Raw genomic sequence first — 19,598 nt, forward strand, 5'->3', positions numbered from 1 at the left:
AGGTGCTATGAAAATCCAGGATGGTGACGTGCTGATTGGCAAGTGCGGTGAGTACGATATCGAATTGACCGTTACCAAGGTGTGCAAAGGGGATGTCTGCTGGTCGGAATGCGATGCCGATTTGGTCTGCAATGGCGAACCGATGATTCCCGTTGCCGCCGGCAAGCGGCTGTCCGAACGGCGGCCGGACCGGATCAAAAGCTAACAGTCTGTCGAGAGGCTGCCAAGGCGATGGTTCGGTGCTCCCCACGGCGTCGGGCAATTTTTGAACTGTGATGTTTGTGAACCCGGCAAGCGTCGTTTTCCCGGTTGGAGAAACGGCGCTTTTGTCGGGTTTTGCTTTTTTTTTATCGCCGCCTTGCCTACAATGCAACTTTGTGCATGCTGACCGCGTCTTGCCGCGGACTTTCGTTGTTATCGTGGGGTTTGGTTCATGAAGTACCTTCGCCTGAGCGGGCTGATCCTGTGGCTTTGCCTGCAACTGATGGGAATGGGGCAGGCCGAGGAATGTCGGGGGTTTATCCTGCATTCCTATCATTCCGGCTTTGCCTGGACCGAAAGCCAGCACCAAGGCTTTGTCGAGGTAATCCAAAAGGCATCCGGTTGCCGGCAGCCCTTTTGGGCCACGGAATATCTCGATACCAAGCGCAAGCCCTTCGAATCCTCCTACCAAACCGCCGCCGCGCGTTTTTTTCAAGACAAATATCGGGATTGGACCCCGGATTTCATCTATGCCACGGATGACGATGCGATTGGATTCCTGCAACGGTTCAAGAGAGATTTGTTTCCGGGGGTGCCGGTCTTTTTCAGCGGCGCCAACAACCTGGGCCTCGACCAAATTCTCGACCCGGTTCAATTCGCCGGCATCTACCAGGTTCAGGAGGTGGCCGCCAATGTCGAACTGGCACGTCGTCTGGCTCCCGGGCAGAAGACGCTGCTGCTGGTCGGTGACGGCACGGAACCGGATGTGGGCAATCGAAAACAGATTGAAGCCGCACTGGCCGGGCAGCCTGACGGGCTGAAGCCGGTCTTCATCAGCCATCGGCGCTTGGCCGAAGTGCTGCGCCAACTCACTCCCTACCGTAGCGGTGTGGTGATCCTGCTGACGGCCGGCGGCTTTCATGACGAGCAGGGCCGTTTGCTGTCGGTGCCCGAAGTCACCACCGCCCTGGGCCAGGCCGGTTCCTTCAAACTGCTGACCCTCAACGATGCCTACCTGACGGAACCGGTGCTGGGCGGCATCATGGCCAGTGGCCGCCAGCAGGGTGCCCACGCGGCGATGTTGGTTCGGGAGCGTTTGCTGGACGAATCCTTTGCCGATGTGGAGGCTTCCTCAATGGTGGCACCCTCTTTGGCTCTGTTCGACTATCGGCAGTTGCGCCGGCAGGGCATCCCTTTGGGTTCCCTGCCCGCAGGCAGTCTTCTGCTGAACCGGCCCTTGCCGTTCTGGCAGCGGATGCCGCAGTTGTTCTGGCCGCTGCTGACCACCGGGGCGATGATGCTCGCCCTGCTAGCCTGGCTGCTCGGGACAAAGCGCCGCTACCGTCGCGCAGCACAGGGGCAGAGGAAGACAGCCAAGCAGTTCAAGGCCCTGATCGAAGCCAGCCGGGATGCCATCATCGCCATCGACGAACGTGGCCGTATCACTTTGTTCAACTCCGTTGCTGAACAAGTGTTCGGTTGGGCCGCCGAAGACGTCCTGGGTGGTACCCTGGACCGGCTGATGCCGGAAAACTATCGTCGGCAGCACCGACAGGACGTGCAGGGTTTTTTTACCACCGGGCAACCTTGCGAGGCCGTTGGCCGACCACTGGAACTGTTGGCGATCCACCGTGACGGCCGCGAATTTCCCATCGAGCTGGAATTGACCGCCGGCGGCGACGGTGTTGACCGTTTCGTCCTGGCCACCCTGCGCGATATTACCCGGCAGCGGGAAATCGAGCGGGAAATCCGCCAGCTCTCATGGTTCGACAGCCTCACCGGCCTGCCCAACCGCACCCTTTTCGAAGAGCGGTTTCGGCGGGTGCTCAGCAACTCCGAACGGTCCGGATCCATGGCCGGACTGCTGATGCTGGGAGTGGACAACCTTAAAGTGATCAACGATACCCGCGGCCATTCCTGTGGGGACCAACTGTTGAAACTGATTGCCCAAAAGCTGAGCAAGTCGGTGCGGGCCGAAGCGACCGTGGTGCGTTGGGAAGGGGACAAGTTCGCCATTTTGCTGCCGGGGCTGCAGAACGTTTCCCAGATTGACGATTTAGCCCAGAAGATTCTGCAGTTGTTTACCGAGCCCTTCGAACTGGAGGGAAATCAGCATTTTTCCACCGCCAGTATCGGCGTCGCCCTGTTTCCCAAAGATGGCACTGACGGCGAGCGGCTGTTGAAAAGCGCCGATATGGCCATGTATGCGGCCAAGGAACAGGGCCGTCACACCTACCGGTATTTCAACGAGGACATGAATCGCCGCGTCATCGAACGCAGCGAATTGGAAACCAGCCTGCGTCAGGCCCTGGCACGGGAGGAGTTTTATCTGGTCTTTCAGCCACAAATCGATCATCGCAGCGGTGCCATGGTCGGGGTTGAGGCCCTGCTGCGGTGGTGCAACCGCGACAGGGGACTGGTTTCTCCCGGCATCTTCATCCCCCTGGCCGAGGAAACCGGTCTGATTCTGCCCATTGGCAACTGGGTGCTGCGCACCGCCTGCATGCAGAATCGCGCTTGGCAGGAAGCGGGCTTTCCGCCGTTTCGGGTGGCGGTCAATCTTTCCGCGCGGCAGTTTCAGCAGCCCGATTTTTATGATCAGGTTGCGCGGATTGTCGAGGAAACGGGTCTCGACCCCAACTATCTGGAGTTGGAGCTTACCGAAAGCGTACTGATGACGGACGCCGCCGGTGCGGCCGTAGTGCTGCACCGGCTGCGGCAGTTGGGGGTGCATATCACCATCGACGACTTTGGCACCGGCTATTCCTCGTTGGCCTATCTGAAAACCTTCCCCCTCGATCGCATCAAGATCGCTCAGGAATTCGTGTTGGACATCGCCCGGGATTCCGGCGATGCGGCCATCGTCGAAACGGTCATTGCCATGGCTCACGGCCTGGATCTGATGGTGGTGGCCGAGGGCGTGGAGACCGCGGAACAGCTCGATTTTCTACGGGTTCGGGACTGCCACATCATGCAGGGTTATTACTTTGCCCGGCCCATGCCGGCCGAAGAGTTCATTGAATACCTGTCCCTCGAGTGTCCGGTGGCCGCCGCTGCGGCGCAACCGTGCCCTGCCGCCTCGCCATTGAACGGCGCTTGAGGTCCCGGCGGTCGACGCCGCCGCCAAAGTCCGGTCAGGAGGAGCCTTCCTCCTCGAGTTGCTGCAGCATCCGGCATTCCTCGTTGCGGTAGGTGGTCAGGCGATCCGCCAGGAGGGCGAAGTCCACCTGATGGCCATCGAATTCCGGCCCGTCCACGCAGGCGAAACGCATCTTACCGCCGACCATGACCCGGCATCCGCCGCACATTCCGGTACCGTCGATCATGATGGGATTGAGGCTGACGATGGTTTCGATCCCCCAAGGGCGGGTCAGTTCGGCTACGGCCCGCATCATCGGAACCGGCCCCACGGCGAATACCGCCTGCGGCTGCAACCGGGGATTGACCAGCCTTTCACGCAGGGGGTCGGTCACGAAGCCGCGCCGGCCGAGGCTGCCATCCTCGGTGGTGATCAGCACCTCTTCACAGAAACGGCGCAAATCATCGGCCAGGATGACGAAGGCCGCGGCCCGCCCGCCGATGATGGCCAGCACCCGGTTGCCGGCTTCGGCCAGGGCTTTGGCCAGGGGATAGAGCACCGCCGTACCGACGCCTCCGCCGACGCAGGCGACTTGGCCCCACTTGGCGATATGGGTTGGGTTGCCCAGGGGACCCGCCACATCCCGAAAACCCGCGCCGGCGGGGAGCGCCACGATCTTGCGGGTCGAATAGCCGACGGCTTGGACGAACAGAGTGATGGTGCCGCTCCGGGAGTCGGCATCGGCAATGGTCAGAGGAATGCGCTCTGCGTTCTCATCGGCATGGACAATGACGAATTGGCCCGGTTGCCGGCGGCGGGCGATACGCGGAGCCAGGACCCGGATCCGGTGCAGGTTGGGTGCTATCTGCTGATTGTCGAGGATTGGGAACATGCCTTTTGCCTTTTTGGGAAAAGGGTTCACCACTCATTATAGCAGGCGGTCCCGGCGTCGCGGCGCAAGCTCGGCCAGAGGCAGGTCGGCATCGTCGGGGCCGGCTGGAGCAGGTGGCGGGTGCGGGTGCGGGAAAAATGTTCGTCAGCGCTGGACATGCCGACAGGGTTGGCTATTCTTTGGGTAGTTTTGCCCCTCAACCCGCACGGAGGTGAAAAATGGGAACCCACTATATTACCGAAGATTGCATCAACTGTGGTGCCTGTGACGATCTATGTCCCGTGGATGCCATCAGTGAACAGGGCGAAGTGCATGTCATCGACATGCCGGTCTGCACCGATTGCGGTGCCTGCGACGAGGTGTGCCCGGTGGATGCCATCAAATGGGACTGAAGTCGTTGCTCTGAAACACCCTCTTTCCTTTAATGCCGATTCCGGCCGTCCCTGTTGCGGGGGCGGCTTTTGTTTGTGTCGGCAATGCAAAAAAGGGCGGCCCTCGGGCCACCCTCGACATTGTGTGTCCGAAAGTAAAAATTCAAAAGTCGATGGAGAGGGCACAAAAAAAAGACGCGCTGCTCAGGAGGTTGAGGCAACGCGCCAAGAATGGAGGTTTGGAACTGTTCTCGCCAACCGTGTTGCAGGTTTTTGATGTCGTGATATTAGCTTGGCGGGGCCGGCATTGCTACGTGGGTTTTCGTAACAATGCCGAACCAAACCGACATTCTTGGACTGTGCTTATGCGCACGGCGGCTCCGCGCCGGATGAATAACCGTCTTTGCGGTCCTGTCAGGCGGTGGCGGCCAGGTGCTGGGAACGATAGGCAACCAGGTCTTCGATGGTGACTACCGGGTAGTAGTGGCGTTCAGCGAAGGTGACGATTTCCGGCAGGCGCGCCATGCTGCCGTCGGGATTGGTCAGTTCGCACAGTACTCCGGCCGGGCTGTAGCCCGCCAGGACCATCAGATCGACGGTGCCTTCCGTATGTCCGCGTCGGGTCAAGACCCCGCCGGGCCGGGCACGCAGGGGAAAGACGTGGCCGGGCCGGCAGAGATCCTCGGGACGGGCCTCGGCGGCTACGGCGGTGCGGATGGTGGTCACCCGGTCGGCGGCCGAGACACCGGTGGTCACCCCGTGGCGCGCTTCGATGGAGACGGTAAAGGCAGTGCCGTTGGCGCTGCTGTTGTCCTCGACCATCTGCGGCAATTGCAGTTGGCGGAGTTTTTCGTCCGTCAGGCACAGGCAGACGATGCCGCTGCATTCCCGAATCAGCAGGGCCATCTGCGGCACGCTGATGGCTTCCGCCGGGAAGATGAGATCGCCTTCGTTTTCGCGGTTTTCATCATCCACCAGCAGGATGCCGCGCCCCTGGCGCAGGCGTTCAACGGCTTTTTCGACGCGCTCCAGCGGTGCGCCGAAACGGCTCAGCAAAGAGTGGGACATCACGATCCTCCGGTTGTTCAGGTTGGTGGTACTCAGGATCGTGACGGGAGGCGGGAGGCAGGCGCAGGGCCATGTCGATACCAGTTCTCTCCCGTCCGGACTGTAACCGTCGGCTCCGGAATCACACCGGATCAGCCGCCCTGTCTGCGACAGGCGCTCGCGGGCTCGTTTGCCGATAGGCAACATCACCGCCGGTGGGGAATTGCACCCCGCCCTGAGAATGGTCTGCATGCAATCTACCGCCGTGACGGGAATCCTGTCAAGATAAAGTGGTTGCAAGGAAGGGGGGCCCGGTTACAATCATGACAAGGAGTGTTCTTGGATATGACGGACGGTTTGGAGGTGTCTCGTGAAGAAACCCTGGATTCTGGATGGCCGGATCTGCTGGCTGGTAATGCTGACCTTTTCCCTGTTGGCCGTTTGGCCGATTCAGAGCCACGCGGCCCTCGCACCCAGCCGCCTGGCCACCGGAGAGATGGTGACAGCGGAGCGCGCGGAACAGATCGCCAAGATCCGCCAAGCCCTGGAGCAGCAGGTCGTCGCTCAAAGGTTGGCCGATTACGGCCTCACCCCGGCCGAGGTGGAAGCCAAACTGCCAACTCTCAGCGACGAACAGCTGCAGCAGTTGGCCGGGTTGTCCGATACCCTGGCCGAAGGCGGAGTGCTGGGGGTCATTATCGCCCTGCTGGTCATCACCCTGCTGGTGATCGTCATTCTCAAGCTGATGAACAAGCAGATCATCATCCGGTGACGAGGTATCGTCATTGGTGGTGGTTTGCAGCCGTGATGCTGGTGGTCGGGTGCGGTCCCCTGCGCCCCGTCGACGAGGGCCGGCTGCACCCGGAGGCACAAATCCTTGCCGGGGTGCCCTTCGTCGCTCAGCAGGATCGCTACGATTGCGGGGCGGCGGCCCTGGCCGTTCTCCTCGGCCATGCCGGGCGGGACGTGCCTCGGGAGGAGATTCAAACAGCAACCTATATGTCGGTCCTGCGCGGCACCTTACTGCCCGATCTGGAAAATTATGCCCGGCGCCTGGGCCTGGCCACGGTTTCGGGGCGGGGCGGAACCGATCTGCTTCGACAGCGCCTGGAGGCCGGCTATCCCATATTGATCCCCTTGGAACTGGGCTGGGGGGGCGTGTCGCAACCCCATTACGTAGTGGTTGTGGGCCAGGATCGGGGAGGTTTTTTTCTGCGACCCGGCAATCGTCCGCTGGCGTATATTGCCGAGGCAGAGCTGGAAAATCGTTGGAGCAAAATGAACCATCTCTATCTGTATCTGCCATGAGCCGACGGATTTTGAAACTGCTGTCGGCCATGGCTTTGCTGGTCCTTCTGAGCGGTTGCAGCCTGCCGCGGATCATCGTCCTGAATGATCCCCTCACACCCCGGCAACACAACGATCTGGGAGTCGCCTACGAGCAGGCCGGAGAAACGGAGCTGGCCTTGCGCTCCTACCGGCGTGCGGCCAAGGGGGATCGCTGCTGGGCCCAGCCCCTGGTCAACACCGGCAACGTGCTGGCGGCCGGCGGCGATTGGAAAGGGGCGGTGACCAGCTTTCGGGCCGCCCTGCGGCGCGAAGCGCAACATGCCGAGGCCATGAACAACCTGGCCTGGTCCCTGTTGCAACAGGGCGAACTGGCGGAGGCCCGGCGCTGGGCGGAGGCAGCCCTGCAACAGCAACCCGATGAGGTACTGTTCCTCGATACCCTGGCTGAAATCCAGCTTGCCCAAGGGGATGCCGCCGCTGCCGGGGCCACTCTTTTACGTGCGCTGCAACAGCCTCTGCCGGATGCCGAACGCCGGCGCCTGCTTCAGCGTCTTGAAGAAGTGACCGGCGCCATGGGCGGGGCCGTCGGCGACGAAACACCCTGAACCTTCTTCGAGCGGTTTCGCCTGCCTCGAACTCACCTCAAAAGTTTGCGACTTCTCCGCCCAACCCGCGTTGCGGATTCAGTCCGGCAATATCGCCGAGACCGGGCCGGCTGTGATGGGCACGCTCCCGCATTTCCTGGGCCTCGATGGACAGGGTTGCAAAGGGCAGCACCTCCAGGCGGCGGATGCCGATTTCCTCGCCACTGGCCAGGCAATAACCGTAGCTGCCGTCGGCGATTCTCGCCAACGCGGCATCGATCTGCGCCAAGCGTTGCCGACAGCGCACCCGACCGGCCAGTTCCAGTTGCCGATCCGATTCCTGCACCCCGCGGTCGACGGGATCGGCGGAGCGCTCGTCATCCCGGCACAGCACCGCCAGGGTATCCTGGTCCTCACGCAGCAATCTCTGCCGCATCTCCAGTAACAGTCGCATAAAGTAAACCAGTTGCCGAGCATTCATGTAAGGTTCGTTTTCGCTGGGCCGGTACCCGTCTGCCTCGCTGAAGGGGATCATAATCCGTCCTTTGCCTTTCAAATCTGGAAGGGGGGTACTATTTTCAGGGGCATTAAAGGCGGTGTTTTTTAAGAAAATGTGAGTGCCGGGTGAGAATTCGTCCCGGCCTGGGTGTCGCGGGATTAAAATTCGATTTTTCCTTCCAGGAAAAGAAATAACCGGCGGGTAACCATTCTCTAACCACTCATGACTAGTCTCAGCGTCGCTGCGGCAGCCGTTGCTGTTGCACTTTTCTACGGGAGGCTGCATGAAATCCCATTCCGGAAGTACCAGAATTGCCTCCGCGACCGCCCGCCACGGAACGGAGTGTTCTGCTCTGGAACAATGTCACGGCGGGTTGCTGAGCTTGTTGCGGGCCGGGTCCTTGTGGTGGCGTCGACGGCGTCTGGACGGTCGGCAACGGCGTCGCTTGGAGCGTTTGCATCGGCAGTGCGATCACTTGCGGCGCCGTCTGCTGGCGGCCGGCGGTGATAAAACGGCCGGCCGGCCCGAGGCCGAGCGCAGGCGGATGCCATGAGCGGGCGCTGGTTGCCCACGGTACTCACCGGCAGCGCCGCCGGTCGCGATACGGTCGCCGCTCCGGATGAGGTGCTGGCACGCCTCGGCGTGGACACTGGCAGTGCCGAAGGGTTGCTGGCCACCCTGCCGTTTCTGCGCGACGACGCCACCGGCGGTGCCGAGGCGGAACTGCAAGCCGCCGTGGCGGGCGATGCCTGGGCGGTGGATCTGCCGGCCCGCCTGCGTCGTTCGAGCCATTTCGAACAGGTGGCCCGACGGGCCGCCACCGGCGACGTTTCACCCCGTTTGGCCGAAGGCCTGTTGGGCTATGTGGCGGACAACGATGCGGGCATCTGGGAAAACAGCTGGGTCTGTCTGCCCCGGCAATCCCTCAACGGGCTGGCCGAAGCCGTTCTGCAGCGGGATCTGTTGGCCGACAAACAGCGCCCCGAACTGGGACTGCGTAGCGACGTCCACCGGTTCGTGGCCGCCGGCACCCAGGGCGAGGAACTCCGCATCCCCGTCAGCTATCTGCTGAAGCTGGCTCTGGCCGATGCCGTGGGCCGGCCGGATCTTGCCGGGCCGGTGCGCGCCACCGGTCAGGAACTCCTGGAGCATTTTCTCAACGACAACACCTCTCCGGAAACCTTCTCCTTTTTTGTGGTGCCCCTGTCCCCCGGCCGCGGCTTGGGCCGGGCTTTGGGGCGGGAAGCGGCGCAGCGCTTTCTGCTCAGTCATCTGCTGGTGCAGTATGCCAATCGGCAATTCCATCTGGCGGACGGCGGCCAGCGGGCCATGATCTATGCGGCACCCCAGCCGCCCTGGCGCCAGCGCCGGCTCAACAGCCTGATTCCCGACGCCCTCTATCGCGAGCTGTTCATGAGCCCCTGCCTGTCCGGCTGGGATCGCGGCGAGGAAAAGCATCAATACATGCACCTTTGTCACCGCGTGCTCAGCCGCAGCCATCTCAATGCGGTGGCCAAGTTGCGCGATGCCGGCATCATCGTCAACAACCTGGTGGTGTTGCCCGATACCTCCAACACCAGCCTGGCCAACAACGGTGTCCATATCAGCCTCGGCAGCCGTCTGCTTGGCGCGGCCCGCCGGGATCCCGGTTCGGGCTTCGGTGCGGCCGAGGAGAAACATCTCGGCGACTTGGCCATCAAGATCATGGAACATTTTCTGCCCCTGTTTGTCGGTACCTACAGTGCCGCCCCTTGGCGCCTCGGCTTCGGCGATTTCCATCCGGAACAAGCTCTGGGATTCTTATCTCACGAGCTCGATTTCAGCCACCTGCGCATGCTCTGGCGTCGCTGGCGTCAGAAAGCCCGGTTGACGGTGTTGGGCCGCTCCGTGACACCCTTCGGTCCGCCCTGGTTGGATCGCCTGGTCGCCCGGGTGCTGGGTCTGCAGGGAGATTTCGTGCCCGACTACCGACTTGTCGATTATCCGGTGGCCCTGCTCAGCACCGAACGCTGTCCGGCCCTGGACGGTCGCCTCGGCAACCAGCAGCGCCTCAAGGAGGACCTGGCCGGGCTGGGGATCATCGATACTCGCATGGCTCTCTATCTGCCGGTGCGGCAGCGCGAGTTCGACGCCATGGGTTTTTGCGGTTTCGAGGGTCGTCAGTACAGCCTGTTTCCGGAATTCGAAGGGGATATGGGCGCCGCTGCGAGCCTGCAGCAGCTGATCACCGCCCTGGTTTACAAATACCTGGCATTGGGTCAGCTGGATCACCGCCATCTGCCCGACCAACCGGAGGCGGAAAGCGAGCGCCGGCAGATGTTCTTTGCCGCGGCCCTCGATCTGCCGGAATTTTTTGTTCGTCAAAACAGCCGCAACATCCTGTTGCATCGCATTCTGGCTCGTACCGTCGGGGTCCGACCCAGTCGGCGTTATGCCGGCTGGCTGCGGGTGCCGGCGGCCGCCTATCGCCTGGCGCTGCTCCATACCCTGCAGGCCGATGGTGCTGATCTGGTGGAGGCCTTGGGGCTGCAGGAAACTCTGCAGGATCTGCGGCGACGCCTGGAACTGCCCGGCCCCTTTGCCGCCAGCGGCCGGTTGACGGGGGCCATTCTGGAAGAGCTGGGGGCGGCCGAGCCCCTGGCCGTGCCGGCCGAGGAGTTCAACCAGGCCGCGGAACGGGTTTATCGGGAAGCCTTGCGCCGGAGCCAGTTGGCTGAAGGTCTGGAACTGCTGGCCACCGATTTGGCGCACCTGGAATGCCTGGCGGCCCGGGACGGGGAACTGCGGCAGGCCTTGCACGAGCTGCTCGGTGCCGGCTCGGCGGCCCAGTGGCTGCGGGCGTTGCGCGGTGATTGCCTGGAGGAGCGGCTGCCGGCCGAGGTACTGCGAAAGATCATCCATCTTGTCCTGCTCAACGTTCACGTTCAATCCGGTCGGGAATACCAGAACCCGACAACTGCCGGAGTCAAGAATGTCCATGCTGCATCAGTATATTGACCGCGACAGTGGCGCGGTGTGCACCGAACAGTTGTTTGGTGACCGTATCATCCGCTTTCTCTACGGCCCGGTGCGCGAAAGTGCTCCAACCCTGTTTCGCGCCTTGACCGGCGCCCGCTCTTCAGCGGCCCTGGCCCTGTTCAACTACGATTCGGTGCTTGGCACGCGGGTACTGGGCAACCGCCGTTTCCTGCAGGAAGCGGGGGTGGATTTGAGCGAATGCCTGGATCCGCCGGAAGCTCTGGATACGGCCCGCAAGGTCTTCGAGCGCCGCATCCGTTACTGGAGTTGCCGGCCCATGCCCACGGCGCCCCGGGCCGTGGTGTCGCCGGCGGACGCGCGCCTGGTGACCGGTACCTTTGCCGATGGCGAGCCCTTGCGCCTCAAAGGCTGTTTTTTCGACTTTGACGAATTGCTCGGCGAGCGGCAAGCGTGGCGCCGGGCCTTTGCCGGTGGCGATTACGCCGTGTTCCGGTTGACGCCGGACAAGTATCACTACAACCATACGCCGGTGGCCGGACGGGTTTTGGACATCTATACCCTGGATGGTGTCTGCCACAGCTGCAATCCCCAGGCGGTGGTGCGGTTGGTGACCCCCTATTCCAAGAACCGGCGGGTGGTGACGGTGTTCGACACCGACGTACCGGGCGGCACCGGCGTCGGACTGGTGGCCATGATTGAGGTGGTGGCCCTGATGATCGGCGATATCGTTCAGTGTTACAGCGACGTGGCCTACGACGACCCGGTGCCGGTGGTGCCCGGCCTGGCGGTGGCGCGCGGATGTCCGAAAAGTCTCTACCGTCCCGGCAGCAGCACCGATGTGCTCCTGTTCCAGCCCGGCCGGGTGTGCTTCGCCGCCGATCTGTTGCACAACCAGCGCCGACGCGATGTTCAGAGCCGCTTCAGCCACGGCTTCGGCCGGCCTTTGGTCGAGACGGAGGTGCGGGTGCGTTCCCTCATCGCCCGCGGCCTGGTTTAGAAAAGGCCAAACAGTTCAGAACGGGGTCTCGGGGTGCTTACGCCGAGGGTGTCTGGCGCCCGGATGGCGTCAGCCGAGCCCCAGGGATGGGTTCATGCGGCCTTCGGCGTAGGCGGCGCGAGACCCTGCTCCACCGCTGCTGAACAGGTTACCAGAAAAACACCCTTTCAGGAGGTATTCCATGCCCAATCTGCTGTTTCTCTGTGCTTTGGCCGGGCTGTCCGGCGGCGCCCTGCTCTGGGGTTGTCAGGTGCTGCCCCGTCCCCAATGGCAGGTGGCCGCGACCCTGCCGCGTTATGATGCCGCCTCGGACAGCTGGCAGGGGCTCAACCTGACCTGGTACGGACTGCTGACCGCCGGCGCCGGTCTGGCCGCCATGGTTCTTTCCCTCATTCTGCTGGGAGCTGTCGGTGCGGACCGCAACGCCGTGCTGCTGGTCATGGCCGCCCTGCTGTTGATTGGGCTGCCGACAGCCAAGGGCCTGGCTTACTGGATTGAGGGCCAGGCCCACACCTTTACCGTCGGCGGGGCGGCGTGCGTCGGCCTGCTGCTGGCGCCATGGCTCATCGAGGGGATCAATCGCCTGCTGCCGGACCATGTGGCGGCGCCCTTGCCGGTTCTGGCGACCCTGGCGGCATTGACCATCGGCTACGTGTTCGGCGAAGGATTGGGGCGGCTGGCCTGTATCAGTTACGGCTGCTGTTACGGTAAGCCGGTCGCCCAATGCGGTCGGCTCGGACAGCAACTGTTCAATCGCCGCCATTTCGTGTTTCACGGTGCCACCAAGAAGATTTCCTACGCCGGCGGCCTGGAGGGCACCCCCGTGGTGCCGGTGCAGGCGCTGACCATGGCAGTCCATGGATTGGCCGCCGTGGCGGCCACGGCTCTGTTTTTGGCCGGACGTTTCGGCAGCGCTTTTCTGGTCGCGGCCCTGGCCAGCCAAGGCTGGCGGGTGTTTTCGGAAACACTGCGCGCCGACTGGCGCGGCGGCCAGTCCTTTTCGGTCTACCAGCGCATGAGTCTGCTGGTCATGCCCTGCGCCGTCTTCATGACCTGGCTGTTGGCAGGGCCGTCCGTCCTGCCGGTGAATGTTGAGAGGGGTCTCGGCAGTCTCTGGCATCCCGGTGTCCTGCTGACTCTGCAGGCCGCGAGCCTGGGGATTTTCTGCTTTTTGGGCCGCAGCCGCATGACCGGAGCGGAGCTGTCCTTTTTCGTCACCGTGGAGCAGGGAACCTTGCCGAAACGGGAATTCGCTCACGGAGTTCAAGGACCAGGCTAACCTTCGACTAACGCCGGATAGCTATAAAGGAACCGACAAGGCTTCTGCAAGGCAATGCTTCAGCAGCGGTGGAGCAGGATCCTGTGCCGCCCACACCGAAACCCTATGCTGAACAGTAGCCCGAGCAGAAGCAGAAGCAGAGGAGAACATCGGTGGCCGGTGACGAACAGGGAGGTGAACATGTTCTGGCTCGGATTGCTGGTTTTTCTGGGTGGCTGCGTGGTGATCGGACGCTACAATTATCGCCATGCCCTAAGCACGGCGCGACGTCTGCAGCAGCTCTATCCCCGCTCCTGAGTATCCCATCCTTGGCGGTTGAGAACCGGGGGGCAGCGCACCCGGGCCCGGATTCCCGGAGGCCCTTGCGGGTGGCCTTGGTCACGGAAACCTACCTGCCGCAGATCAACGGGGTCTCCCGGACGCTCTTTCAGCTGGTCGAGCATCTGCTGGCCGGCGGCGATCAGGTATTGATCCTGGGCCCCCATTACGACGAACCGGCCCCACCGCAGGCGACGCAGCGCAGCACCTGGCGCGGCTGGCGCCTGCCCTTCTACCGGGAAGTGGTGCTGCCCCTGGCCTCGCCGCGCCGGTTGCGGCGCACCCTGAGGGATTTTGCGCCGGATGTGGTGCACATCGCCACCGAAGGCCCCCTGGGGTGGAGCGCCCTGTGCGCCTGCCGCAGCCTGGGTCTGCCGACGGTCAGCTCCTTTCATACCCTGTTTCCCAGCTACCTGCCCGCCTATGGGCTCGGCTGCCTGGAGGCTCTGGCCTGGCGTTATCTGCGCTGGTTCCATAACGCCACGGCCATGACCTTTTGTACCACGCCCTCCTTGCGCACCATGCTGGAAGAGCGCGGTTTCGAGCGGCTGCAGGTATGGAGCAGGGGGGTGGATACCAAGCTGTTTCATCCCGGCCTGCGGGATGCGGATCTGCGGCGCCAGTGGGGGATCGCCGACGACGAGGTGGTGGTGACCTATGTCGGCCGGCTGGCGGCGGAAAAGAATCTCGCCGAATTGCTGCAGGCCTGGCGCGCGGTACCGGCCGACGCCCGGCTGCGACTGGTGCTGGTCGGTGATGGTCCGCTGCGCCCTGCTCTGGAGGCGGCGGCGGACCGCCGGGTGATCTTTGCCGGTTACCGGCAGGGCGAAGATCTGGCCCGGCACTATGCCGCCGCCGACCTGTTCGTGTTCCCGTCCCGCACCGATACCTTCGGCAACGTGCTGCTGGAGGCCATGGCCTCGGGACTGCCGGCCATCGCTTTCGATGTTCCGGGTCCTCGGGATATCATTCAACACCAGCGTACCGGCCTGATCGTTGCCGAGCCCGGTGCCGCGGCCCTGGCCGCCGCTTTGCTGCAGGCGGCGGGCGAACCGGAACGGCGAATGTGGTCGGCGGCCGCCCGCCGCCATGCCGAAGGGCAGTCCTGGTTTCACATTCTGGAGCGCGTGCGTGAGCAGTATCACTACCTGGGACGCCCTGTCGGACCCGCCGTGGATGGATCCCGCCATGTTGGCTGACCTGCTGCGCGACATCCTCCATCAGCAAAATTTGAAAAGCCTGTTTCAGCCCATCGTCGATCTGGGCAGCGGCCGGATTTACGGTTACGAGGCCTTGCTGCGCGGACCTTCCGACAGTCCCCTGCATTCCCCGACCAGCCTGTTTACGGTGGCTGAGCGCTGCGGGCGCATGGCGGAACTCGACCAGTTGGCGCGCACCGTTCACATCCGAAATTTCGCGGCCCTGGATCTGCCCGGCAAACTGTTTCTCAATGTTTTTCCCGGCACTCTGCTGGACGCCGATTTCCGCATCGGCCTGACCCGCCAGGCCCTGCAGGAGGTGGGCCTCAGCCCCGGCCAGGTAGTCATCGAGTTGACGGAGCATTTTCCCATCGATGATTACGATCTGGTACGGCATGCCATGACTCACTACCGGCAGATGGGCTTTGCCGTGGCCATCGACGATCTCGGTGCCGGTTATGCCGGTTTGCGTTTGTGGTCGGAACTGCGCCCCGATTTCGTCAAGTTCGATCGCCATTTCATTCAGGGTATCGATACCGATCCGGTCAAGGACCAGTTTGTCCGCTCGCTGCAGGAAATCGCCGCCGAACTGGGTTGCCGGACCATCGCCGAGGGCATCGAAACCGCCAGCGAACTGGCTACCGTCGCCCGTCTCGGGGTCGGTTTCGGTCAGGGCTATCGGTTCGCCCGTCCGCAAGCAATCCCGGTGCGCTCTCTGAACCTGCCCGCCAGGCCCTGGATTGCCCTTCGGCAACAGACGTTACATACCGCCAGTCAGAGTCGGACAGCCGCCTGCCTGGTGCGGGAGGTGCCGACCGTGCGCCCCGAGGAACGGATCACGGATGTCGCCGAAATTTTTTCGGCCTCGCCGGCGTTGCAATCCCTGCCGGTGGTGGACGGCAACGGTATCCCTGTTGGCCTGTTGGCCCGCCAGCAGCTCATGAACATCCTCGGCAGCCGTTACGGGCGCGATCTGTACGGCCGCGATCCGGTGGCCAAGTTCATGGAGGTCCAACCGCTGGTCATCGAGAAGGATCAACCCCTGGAGGAACTCAGCCAGTTTCTGACCCGGTCCGCCGATACCACCGCACCCGACGACTTCATCATCGCCGACCAGGGCCGCTACCTCGGCACGGCCACGGTACTGTCCCTGCTGCGCGAGATAACCGATTTGCAGATCCGCCATGCCCGGCACGCCAATCCGCTCACCCTGCTGCCCGGCAATGTTCCTCTCAACGAGCACCTCGAGCATTTGCTGCGAAGCGGCGAAGACTTTGCCGCCTGTTATTGTGATTTGGACCATTTCAAGCCCTACAACGATCATTACGGCTATCGCCGGGGCGACCAGGTGATCTGCCTGCTTAGTCGTCTGCTGGTGGAAGCGGCCGACAGCCGGACGGACTTTGTCGGCCATATCGGCGGGGACGACTTCATGGTGGTGTTCCGCAGTGCCGACTGGCAGGAGCGATGTCGGGCGCTGATTGCCCGGTTCGATGCCGAAATCGTCATCCATTACGATCCCCTGGAACGTCACCAGGGCGGCTTCTATAGCGAGGGTCGGGAAGGCAGTCGCCGTTTTTTCCCCTTTGTCAGCCTTTCCATCGGCGCCGTCCACTCCGCCGCCGGGCCCTTCGATACCTGCCACGCCATTTCCGCCGCCGCCGGCGAAGTCAAGCACCAGGCCAAAAAAATCGTCGGCAGTTGTCTGTTTGTCGACCGTCGCAGCCGCGTCTTGACAACCTCGGCCGAACCTGCCCGGTGTGCAGGGGAGGGTGCGCAGAATACCGGTCTGTCAGTCTGAGAAAGGTCTTCTCGAAAATCTAGTCCCATCCTAACCGCACCGTAATCCCTGTGGGTTATCCCTGTAGCGAAGGAAGAGTCTGCCTTCGATGAACGGGTGAGGATGGAAGAGCCGCGAGGAGAAACAGCCATGACCGAGCTCTATGTTCTGAAGCGCCTGGTGGACGGTTACGCACAGCGGGTGACCCCCCTGGAAGTCCGGTTCATGTTGCGCCTGGCCTGGTGGCGGGACTTTCCCTGGCTGACGGCCTTTTTCAGACTGCTCAGCCGCCTCGGGGACGGGCCGCTGTGGGGCGCCATCGGCGTGACTTTGCTGTTGTTCGGAGCTGGGCCGGAGCGTCGGGCCGTGCTGGCCGGCGCCTTGGCGGCCCTGACCAGTGTCCTCTTGTTTTCGGTTCTCAAAGGTCTGATTCGGCGCCCGCGGCCTTTTGACCGCTGGTCGAGCCTGTCCGGGCTGGTGCCGACCCCGGATCGCTTTTCCTTCCCGTCCGGCCACACCATGACCGCCTTCGCCATGTATGCCTCCCTGGGTGGCATTTTGCCCATGTGGGGCTGGGTACTGCTGCCGACGGCCTGGCTCATCGGCCTGTCCCGAGTCTATCTGGGGGTACACTACCCGACGGATGTGCTGGTCGGCGCTCTGCTGGGAACCTTGGTGGGAAAGGGAGCCGTCTGGGCGGTGACCGAGATCGGTACCACTGTATTGCAATGAGTGAATAATAAGGGTGAAAAACATGTTATGGAAATGGACGATTGGTCGGCGGCTGGCCGGCGGTTTTGCCGGCATCATGGTGCTGGTCGGCCTGATGTTCCTGCTCATGACCTGGGCGACGCGGGACATCCGTTCGTCGCAGGGCGAATTGGCCGGAGCCCTGCGCGATGCCTCTCAGGTGCAGGTCGAGGCGGCGACCGTGGAACGCTGGTCAGCGGATTTGCAACAGACCCGCAGTGCCTTGGCGGCGGATCTCAATCTGCTGCGCGACGCGGTGCTCAACAACGCGCCGCGCGCCGAACTGTTTCCGGCCGGCCGACAGGAACCCCTGGCGGTCCTGCTGAAGGGAGCGGCCCTGCGGGATTTGCAGAAGGCCATGCCGGAGGCGAGCTCCACGGTCCGTAAACTGGCCGATGCCCAGCAGCAACTGCATGCCGCCGATGAGCGCATCCGTGCCCTCTGGCGGCCCCGTCACGACGGGCTGGCCGAGGCCTTGGACGATCTCAAGCGCACCCAGCTGTACTGGACCCTGAGCATCGCCAACATGCTGTTCATCCGCAGCAGCATCGGCGAGCTGCTGCATGAAAATCAGACCGACACCCCCTTCGAGGAGTTTCGCAACGGTCCCGTCGGCCGCCGTTACCGGGCTTCCTTCGCGCCTCTGCAGGCGGCGCTGCAACGCATCGCGCCGGTCAACAAGAAGCTCTGGGATGCCTCTTATAAACTGGCCGGCCTGATTATGGAAAGCAATTGGGAAGAGGCCCGCCTGCTGTACCGCGACGTCTTTCCGCCGGCGGTCAAGGCCATGTCCGTCGACCTCGACCAGGTGTTGGCCGCGGAGCGTCAGATACTCCACCAACAGCAGCAGGTGGTGACTCTGCTCAATGACCGGATCAAACCGGCCTCCGAACAGGCTTTTGCCGCCTTGGCGGAACTGGATGCCCAGTTGGCAACCCTCGGTGCCGCCAAGGGGGCGGCGGTGCGCGGCTCGGCCAACCTGATCCTGGAACGCGAGCAGGCCATGGCCGCAAAACTGACCGCCCTGCAGCGCGGCAGCCTGATACTGACCCTGGTGGTCATGGTGTTGTGCGCCGTGCTCGGTTGGCGTATCACCCGCGGCATTACCCGGCCTCTGAGCTTGACCGTGGACATGTTGCGGCAGCTGGGTGCCGGGCAACTGGACCGTCGTCTGGGTCTGACCTCGCGGGATGAATTGGGTGACATGGCCCGGGCTTTGGACGGCTTTGCCGATCAGATGCGGGATGAAGTGCTGGCGGCTTTTGATCGCCTGGCGGCGGGCGATTTCACTTTCCGCGCCGCCGGACCCATCCGTGTGCCCCTGCAGCAGGCCAACCTGGCCCTGACGCGCCTGGTGAAACGCATGCGCCAGGCCGGCCATCAGGTTGCCGCCGGCGCGGCGCAGATCGCCCGCACCAGCCAGGAATTGTCCCAGGGGACCGCCCAGCAATCCCAGGCCTTGCAGGATATGTCCGCCAGCCTTGGAGAAACCGTCGCCCAGGCCCGGCAGAACGCCGAACGCGCGGCCCGCTCCACCAGCCTGGCTGCCGGACTGCGGGATACCGCCCGCAGCGGTCAGGAGCAGATGCAGGACATGGTGACCGCCATGACCGAAGTGCGCGAAGCGGTCCAGGCCATAGCCGGCGTCATGCGCCTGATCGATGACATCGCTTTTCAGACCAATCTTCTGGCCCTCAATGCCTCCGTCGAGGCCGCCCGCGCCGGCCATCACGGCAAGGGCTTCGCGGTGGTGGCGGACGAAGTGCGCAACCTGGCGGTACGTAGTGCCGAAGCCGCCCGGGAAACCGGCAGTCTGATTCAGGATACCCTTCAAAAGGTGGCCTTGGGGGTCGATTCCGTGGCGGATACCGACGAAGCCCTGCGGCATATCGGGCAGGGTGTGGTGGAAGTCGCCGCTCTGGCCGACGAGGTGGCTCTGGCTTCCCAATCCCAGGCCGAAAAGGTGGACGACATCACCCGGTCGGTGGCCCGCATCGATCAGGTTATCGACCGCAATGTCGCCGGCACCGCCAAGGCCGCGGCAGCGGCCGGGGAACTGGCCGCCTGGGCCGAGCAGTTGCATCGGATGCTGGGCACTTTCCAGTTACCGGATACAGTGGCGGAACCGGCACCGGCCGGGAACGATGCCGACCGCCATCACCGTCATCGTCTCAGCGCCTGACGGCGTTCATGCCCGGAATATCGCCCCCGGGAAGTGGCGAATTCCGAATCGTACCAGTCGCCTCCGAACCGTTGCCGGGTGTCCCGACGCATCCACCAACGGATCGCTCCGTGCCCGCCAAACCGCGTTGTCTCTCCCGCGGTTTTGGCGG

16 protein-coding genes, 1 pseudogene and 1 riboswitch are annotated in these 19,598 nt (G+C 63.2%); of the genes and pseudogenes, 14 read left to right on the plus strand and 3 right to left on the minus strand.

From position 1 onward, the window contains the following. Nucleotides 1-7: 7 nt before the first annotated feature. Both JQN68_RS00975 and JQN68_RS00980 read left to right on the plus strand, forming a co-directional pair. Nucleotides 8-205 carry a hypothetical protein gene (locus JQN68_RS00975; protein WP_225071275.1) on the plus strand — a complete coding sequence of 66 codons (198 nt, stop codon included), beginning with the start codon at nucleotides 8-10 and terminating at the stop codon, nucleotides 203-205. 228 nt (nucleotides 206-433) lie between these two features. Continuing rightward, on the plus strand, nucleotides 434-3,301 hold the full coding sequence (locus tag JQN68_RS00980; RefSeq protein WP_225071276.1) for an EAL domain-containing protein: 2,868 nt from the start codon (nucleotides 434-436) through the stop codon (nucleotides 3,299-3,301). A gap of 34 nt (nucleotides 3,302-3,335) precedes the next feature. Here the strand turns inward: JQN68_RS00980 and JQN68_RS00985 are convergent, their stop codons facing one another. Then, on the minus strand, nucleotides 3,336-4,172 hold the full coding sequence (locus JQN68_RS00985) for a sulfide/dihydroorotate dehydrogenase-like FAD/NAD-binding protein (RefSeq protein WP_225071277.1): 837 nt from the start codon (nucleotides 4,170-4,172) through the stop codon (nucleotides 3,336-3,338). A 218-nt stretch (nucleotides 4,173-4,390) separates the two neighbouring features. On the opposite strand from JQN68_RS00985, the gene fdxA reads away from it, so the two are divergent. Beyond that, entirely contained in the window at nucleotides 4,391-4,564 is a 174-nt protein-coding gene (gene fdxA / locus JQN68_RS00990) for a 4Fe-4S ferredoxin (RefSeq protein WP_225071278.1), read from the plus strand. A gap of 393 nt (nucleotides 4,565-4,957) precedes the next feature. Here fdxA and ribB read toward each other — a convergent pair whose 3' ends face one another. Beyond that, on the minus strand, nucleotides 4,958-5,611 hold the full coding sequence (gene ribB / locus JQN68_RS00995) for a 3,4-dihydroxy-2-butanone-4-phosphate synthase (protein WP_225071279.1): 654 nt from the start codon (nucleotides 5,609-5,611) through the stop codon (nucleotides 4,958-4,960). A 79-nt stretch (nucleotides 5,612-5,690) separates the two neighbouring features. Continuing rightward, nucleotides 5,691-5,837: riboswitch (FMN riboswitch) on the minus strand. 123 nt (nucleotides 5,838-5,960) lie between these two features. On the opposite strand from ribB, the gene JQN68_RS01000 reads away from it, so the two are divergent. From JQN68_RS01000 to JQN68_RS01010, 3 genes are read left to right on the plus strand one after another with little or no spacing between them, the layout of a single operon-like run. Further along, entirely contained in the window at nucleotides 5,961-6,362 is a 402-nt protein-coding gene (locus tag JQN68_RS01000; protein WP_225071280.1) for a PA2779 family protein, read from the plus strand. Continuing rightward, nucleotides 6,359-6,898: a cysteine peptidase family C39 domain-containing protein gene (locus JQN68_RS01005; protein ID WP_225071281.1), complete on the plus strand. Its 540-nt coding sequence runs from the start codon at nucleotides 6,359-6,361 to the stop codon at nucleotides 6,896-6,898. Before JQN68_RS01000 ends, JQN68_RS01005 begins: the two co-directional genes overlap by 4 nt. Nucleotides 6,899-6,909: 11 nt before the next feature. Further along, the gene (locus tag JQN68_RS01010; RefSeq protein ID WP_249620957.1) at nucleotides 6,910-7,485 is read left to right on the plus strand and encodes a tetratricopeptide repeat protein; all 576 of its coding nucleotides are present in this window, start codon (nucleotides 6,910-6,912) and stop codon (nucleotides 7,483-7,485) included. Nucleotides 7,486-7,606: 121 nt separating this feature from the next. On the opposite strand, the pseudogene JQN68_RS01015 reads toward JQN68_RS01010, so the two are convergent. After that, a pseudogene (locus tag JQN68_RS01015) lies at nucleotides 7,607-7,999 on the minus strand (TraR/DksA family transcriptional regulator); the annotation flags it as partial. Between the two features lie 247 nt (nucleotides 8,000-8,246). Between JQN68_RS01015 and JQN68_RS01020 the strand changes: the two are divergent. The 8 genes from JQN68_RS01020 (at nucleotide 8,247) to JQN68_RS01055 (ending at nucleotide 19,447) form a co-directional block, all read left to right on the plus strand. After that, nucleotides 8,247-8,516, plus strand: coding sequence for a hypothetical protein (locus JQN68_RS01020; protein WP_225071284.1), 270 nt, complete (start codon nucleotides 8,247-8,249; stop codon nucleotides 8,514-8,516). Further along, complete coding sequence (locus JQN68_RS01025; RefSeq protein WP_225071285.1) at nucleotides 8,513-10,960, plus strand: hypothetical protein; 2,448 nt, start codon at nucleotides 8,513-8,515, stop codon at nucleotides 10,958-10,960. Before JQN68_RS01020 ends, JQN68_RS01025 begins: the two co-directional genes overlap by 4 nt. Further along, nucleotides 10,935-11,939 (plus strand): phosphatidylserine decarboxylase, encoded by a 1,005-nt coding sequence (locus JQN68_RS01030; RefSeq protein WP_225071286.1) that lies wholly within the window; start codon nucleotides 10,935-10,937, stop codon nucleotides 11,937-11,939. The genes JQN68_RS01025 and JQN68_RS01030 overlap by 26 nt, the downstream gene beginning before the upstream one ends. Nucleotides 11,940-12,120: 181 nt before the next feature. After that, on the plus strand, nucleotides 12,121-13,218 hold the full coding sequence (locus tag JQN68_RS01035) for a prolipoprotein diacylglyceryl transferase family protein (RefSeq protein ID WP_225071287.1): 1,098 nt from the start codon (nucleotides 12,121-12,123) through the stop codon (nucleotides 13,216-13,218). Nucleotides 13,219-13,586: 368 nt separating this feature from the next. Next, entirely contained in the window at nucleotides 13,587-14,735 is a 1,149-nt protein-coding gene (locus JQN68_RS01040) for a glycosyltransferase family 4 protein (RefSeq protein WP_225071288.1), read from the plus strand. Beyond that, the gene (locus tag JQN68_RS01045) at nucleotides 14,668-16,536 is read left to right on the plus strand and encodes a GGDEF domain-containing protein (protein ID WP_225071289.1); all 1,869 of its coding nucleotides are present in this window, start codon (nucleotides 14,668-14,670) and stop codon (nucleotides 16,534-16,536) included. The genes JQN68_RS01040 and JQN68_RS01045 overlap by 68 nt, the downstream gene beginning before the upstream one ends. Before the next feature lie 129 nt (nucleotides 16,537-16,665). Further along, nucleotides 16,666-17,247 (plus strand): phosphatase PAP2 family protein, encoded by a 582-nt coding sequence (locus JQN68_RS01050; RefSeq protein WP_225071290.1) that lies wholly within the window; start codon nucleotides 16,666-16,668, stop codon nucleotides 17,245-17,247. A gap of 22 nt (nucleotides 17,248-17,269) precedes the next feature. Continuing rightward, a complete protein-coding gene (locus tag JQN68_RS01055) occupies nucleotides 17,270-19,447 on the plus strand; it encodes a methyl-accepting chemotaxis protein (RefSeq protein ID WP_225071291.1) in 2,178 nt (725 codons plus the stop codon). Nucleotides 19,448-19,598: the final 151 nt, after the last annotated feature.

This window comes from Desulfuromonas sp. CSMB_57, assembly GCF_020194955.2.
In the GTDB taxonomy this organism is placed as follows: Bacteria; Desulfobacterota; Desulfuromonadia; order Desulfuromonadales; family Syntrophotaleaceae; genus JAFCIY02.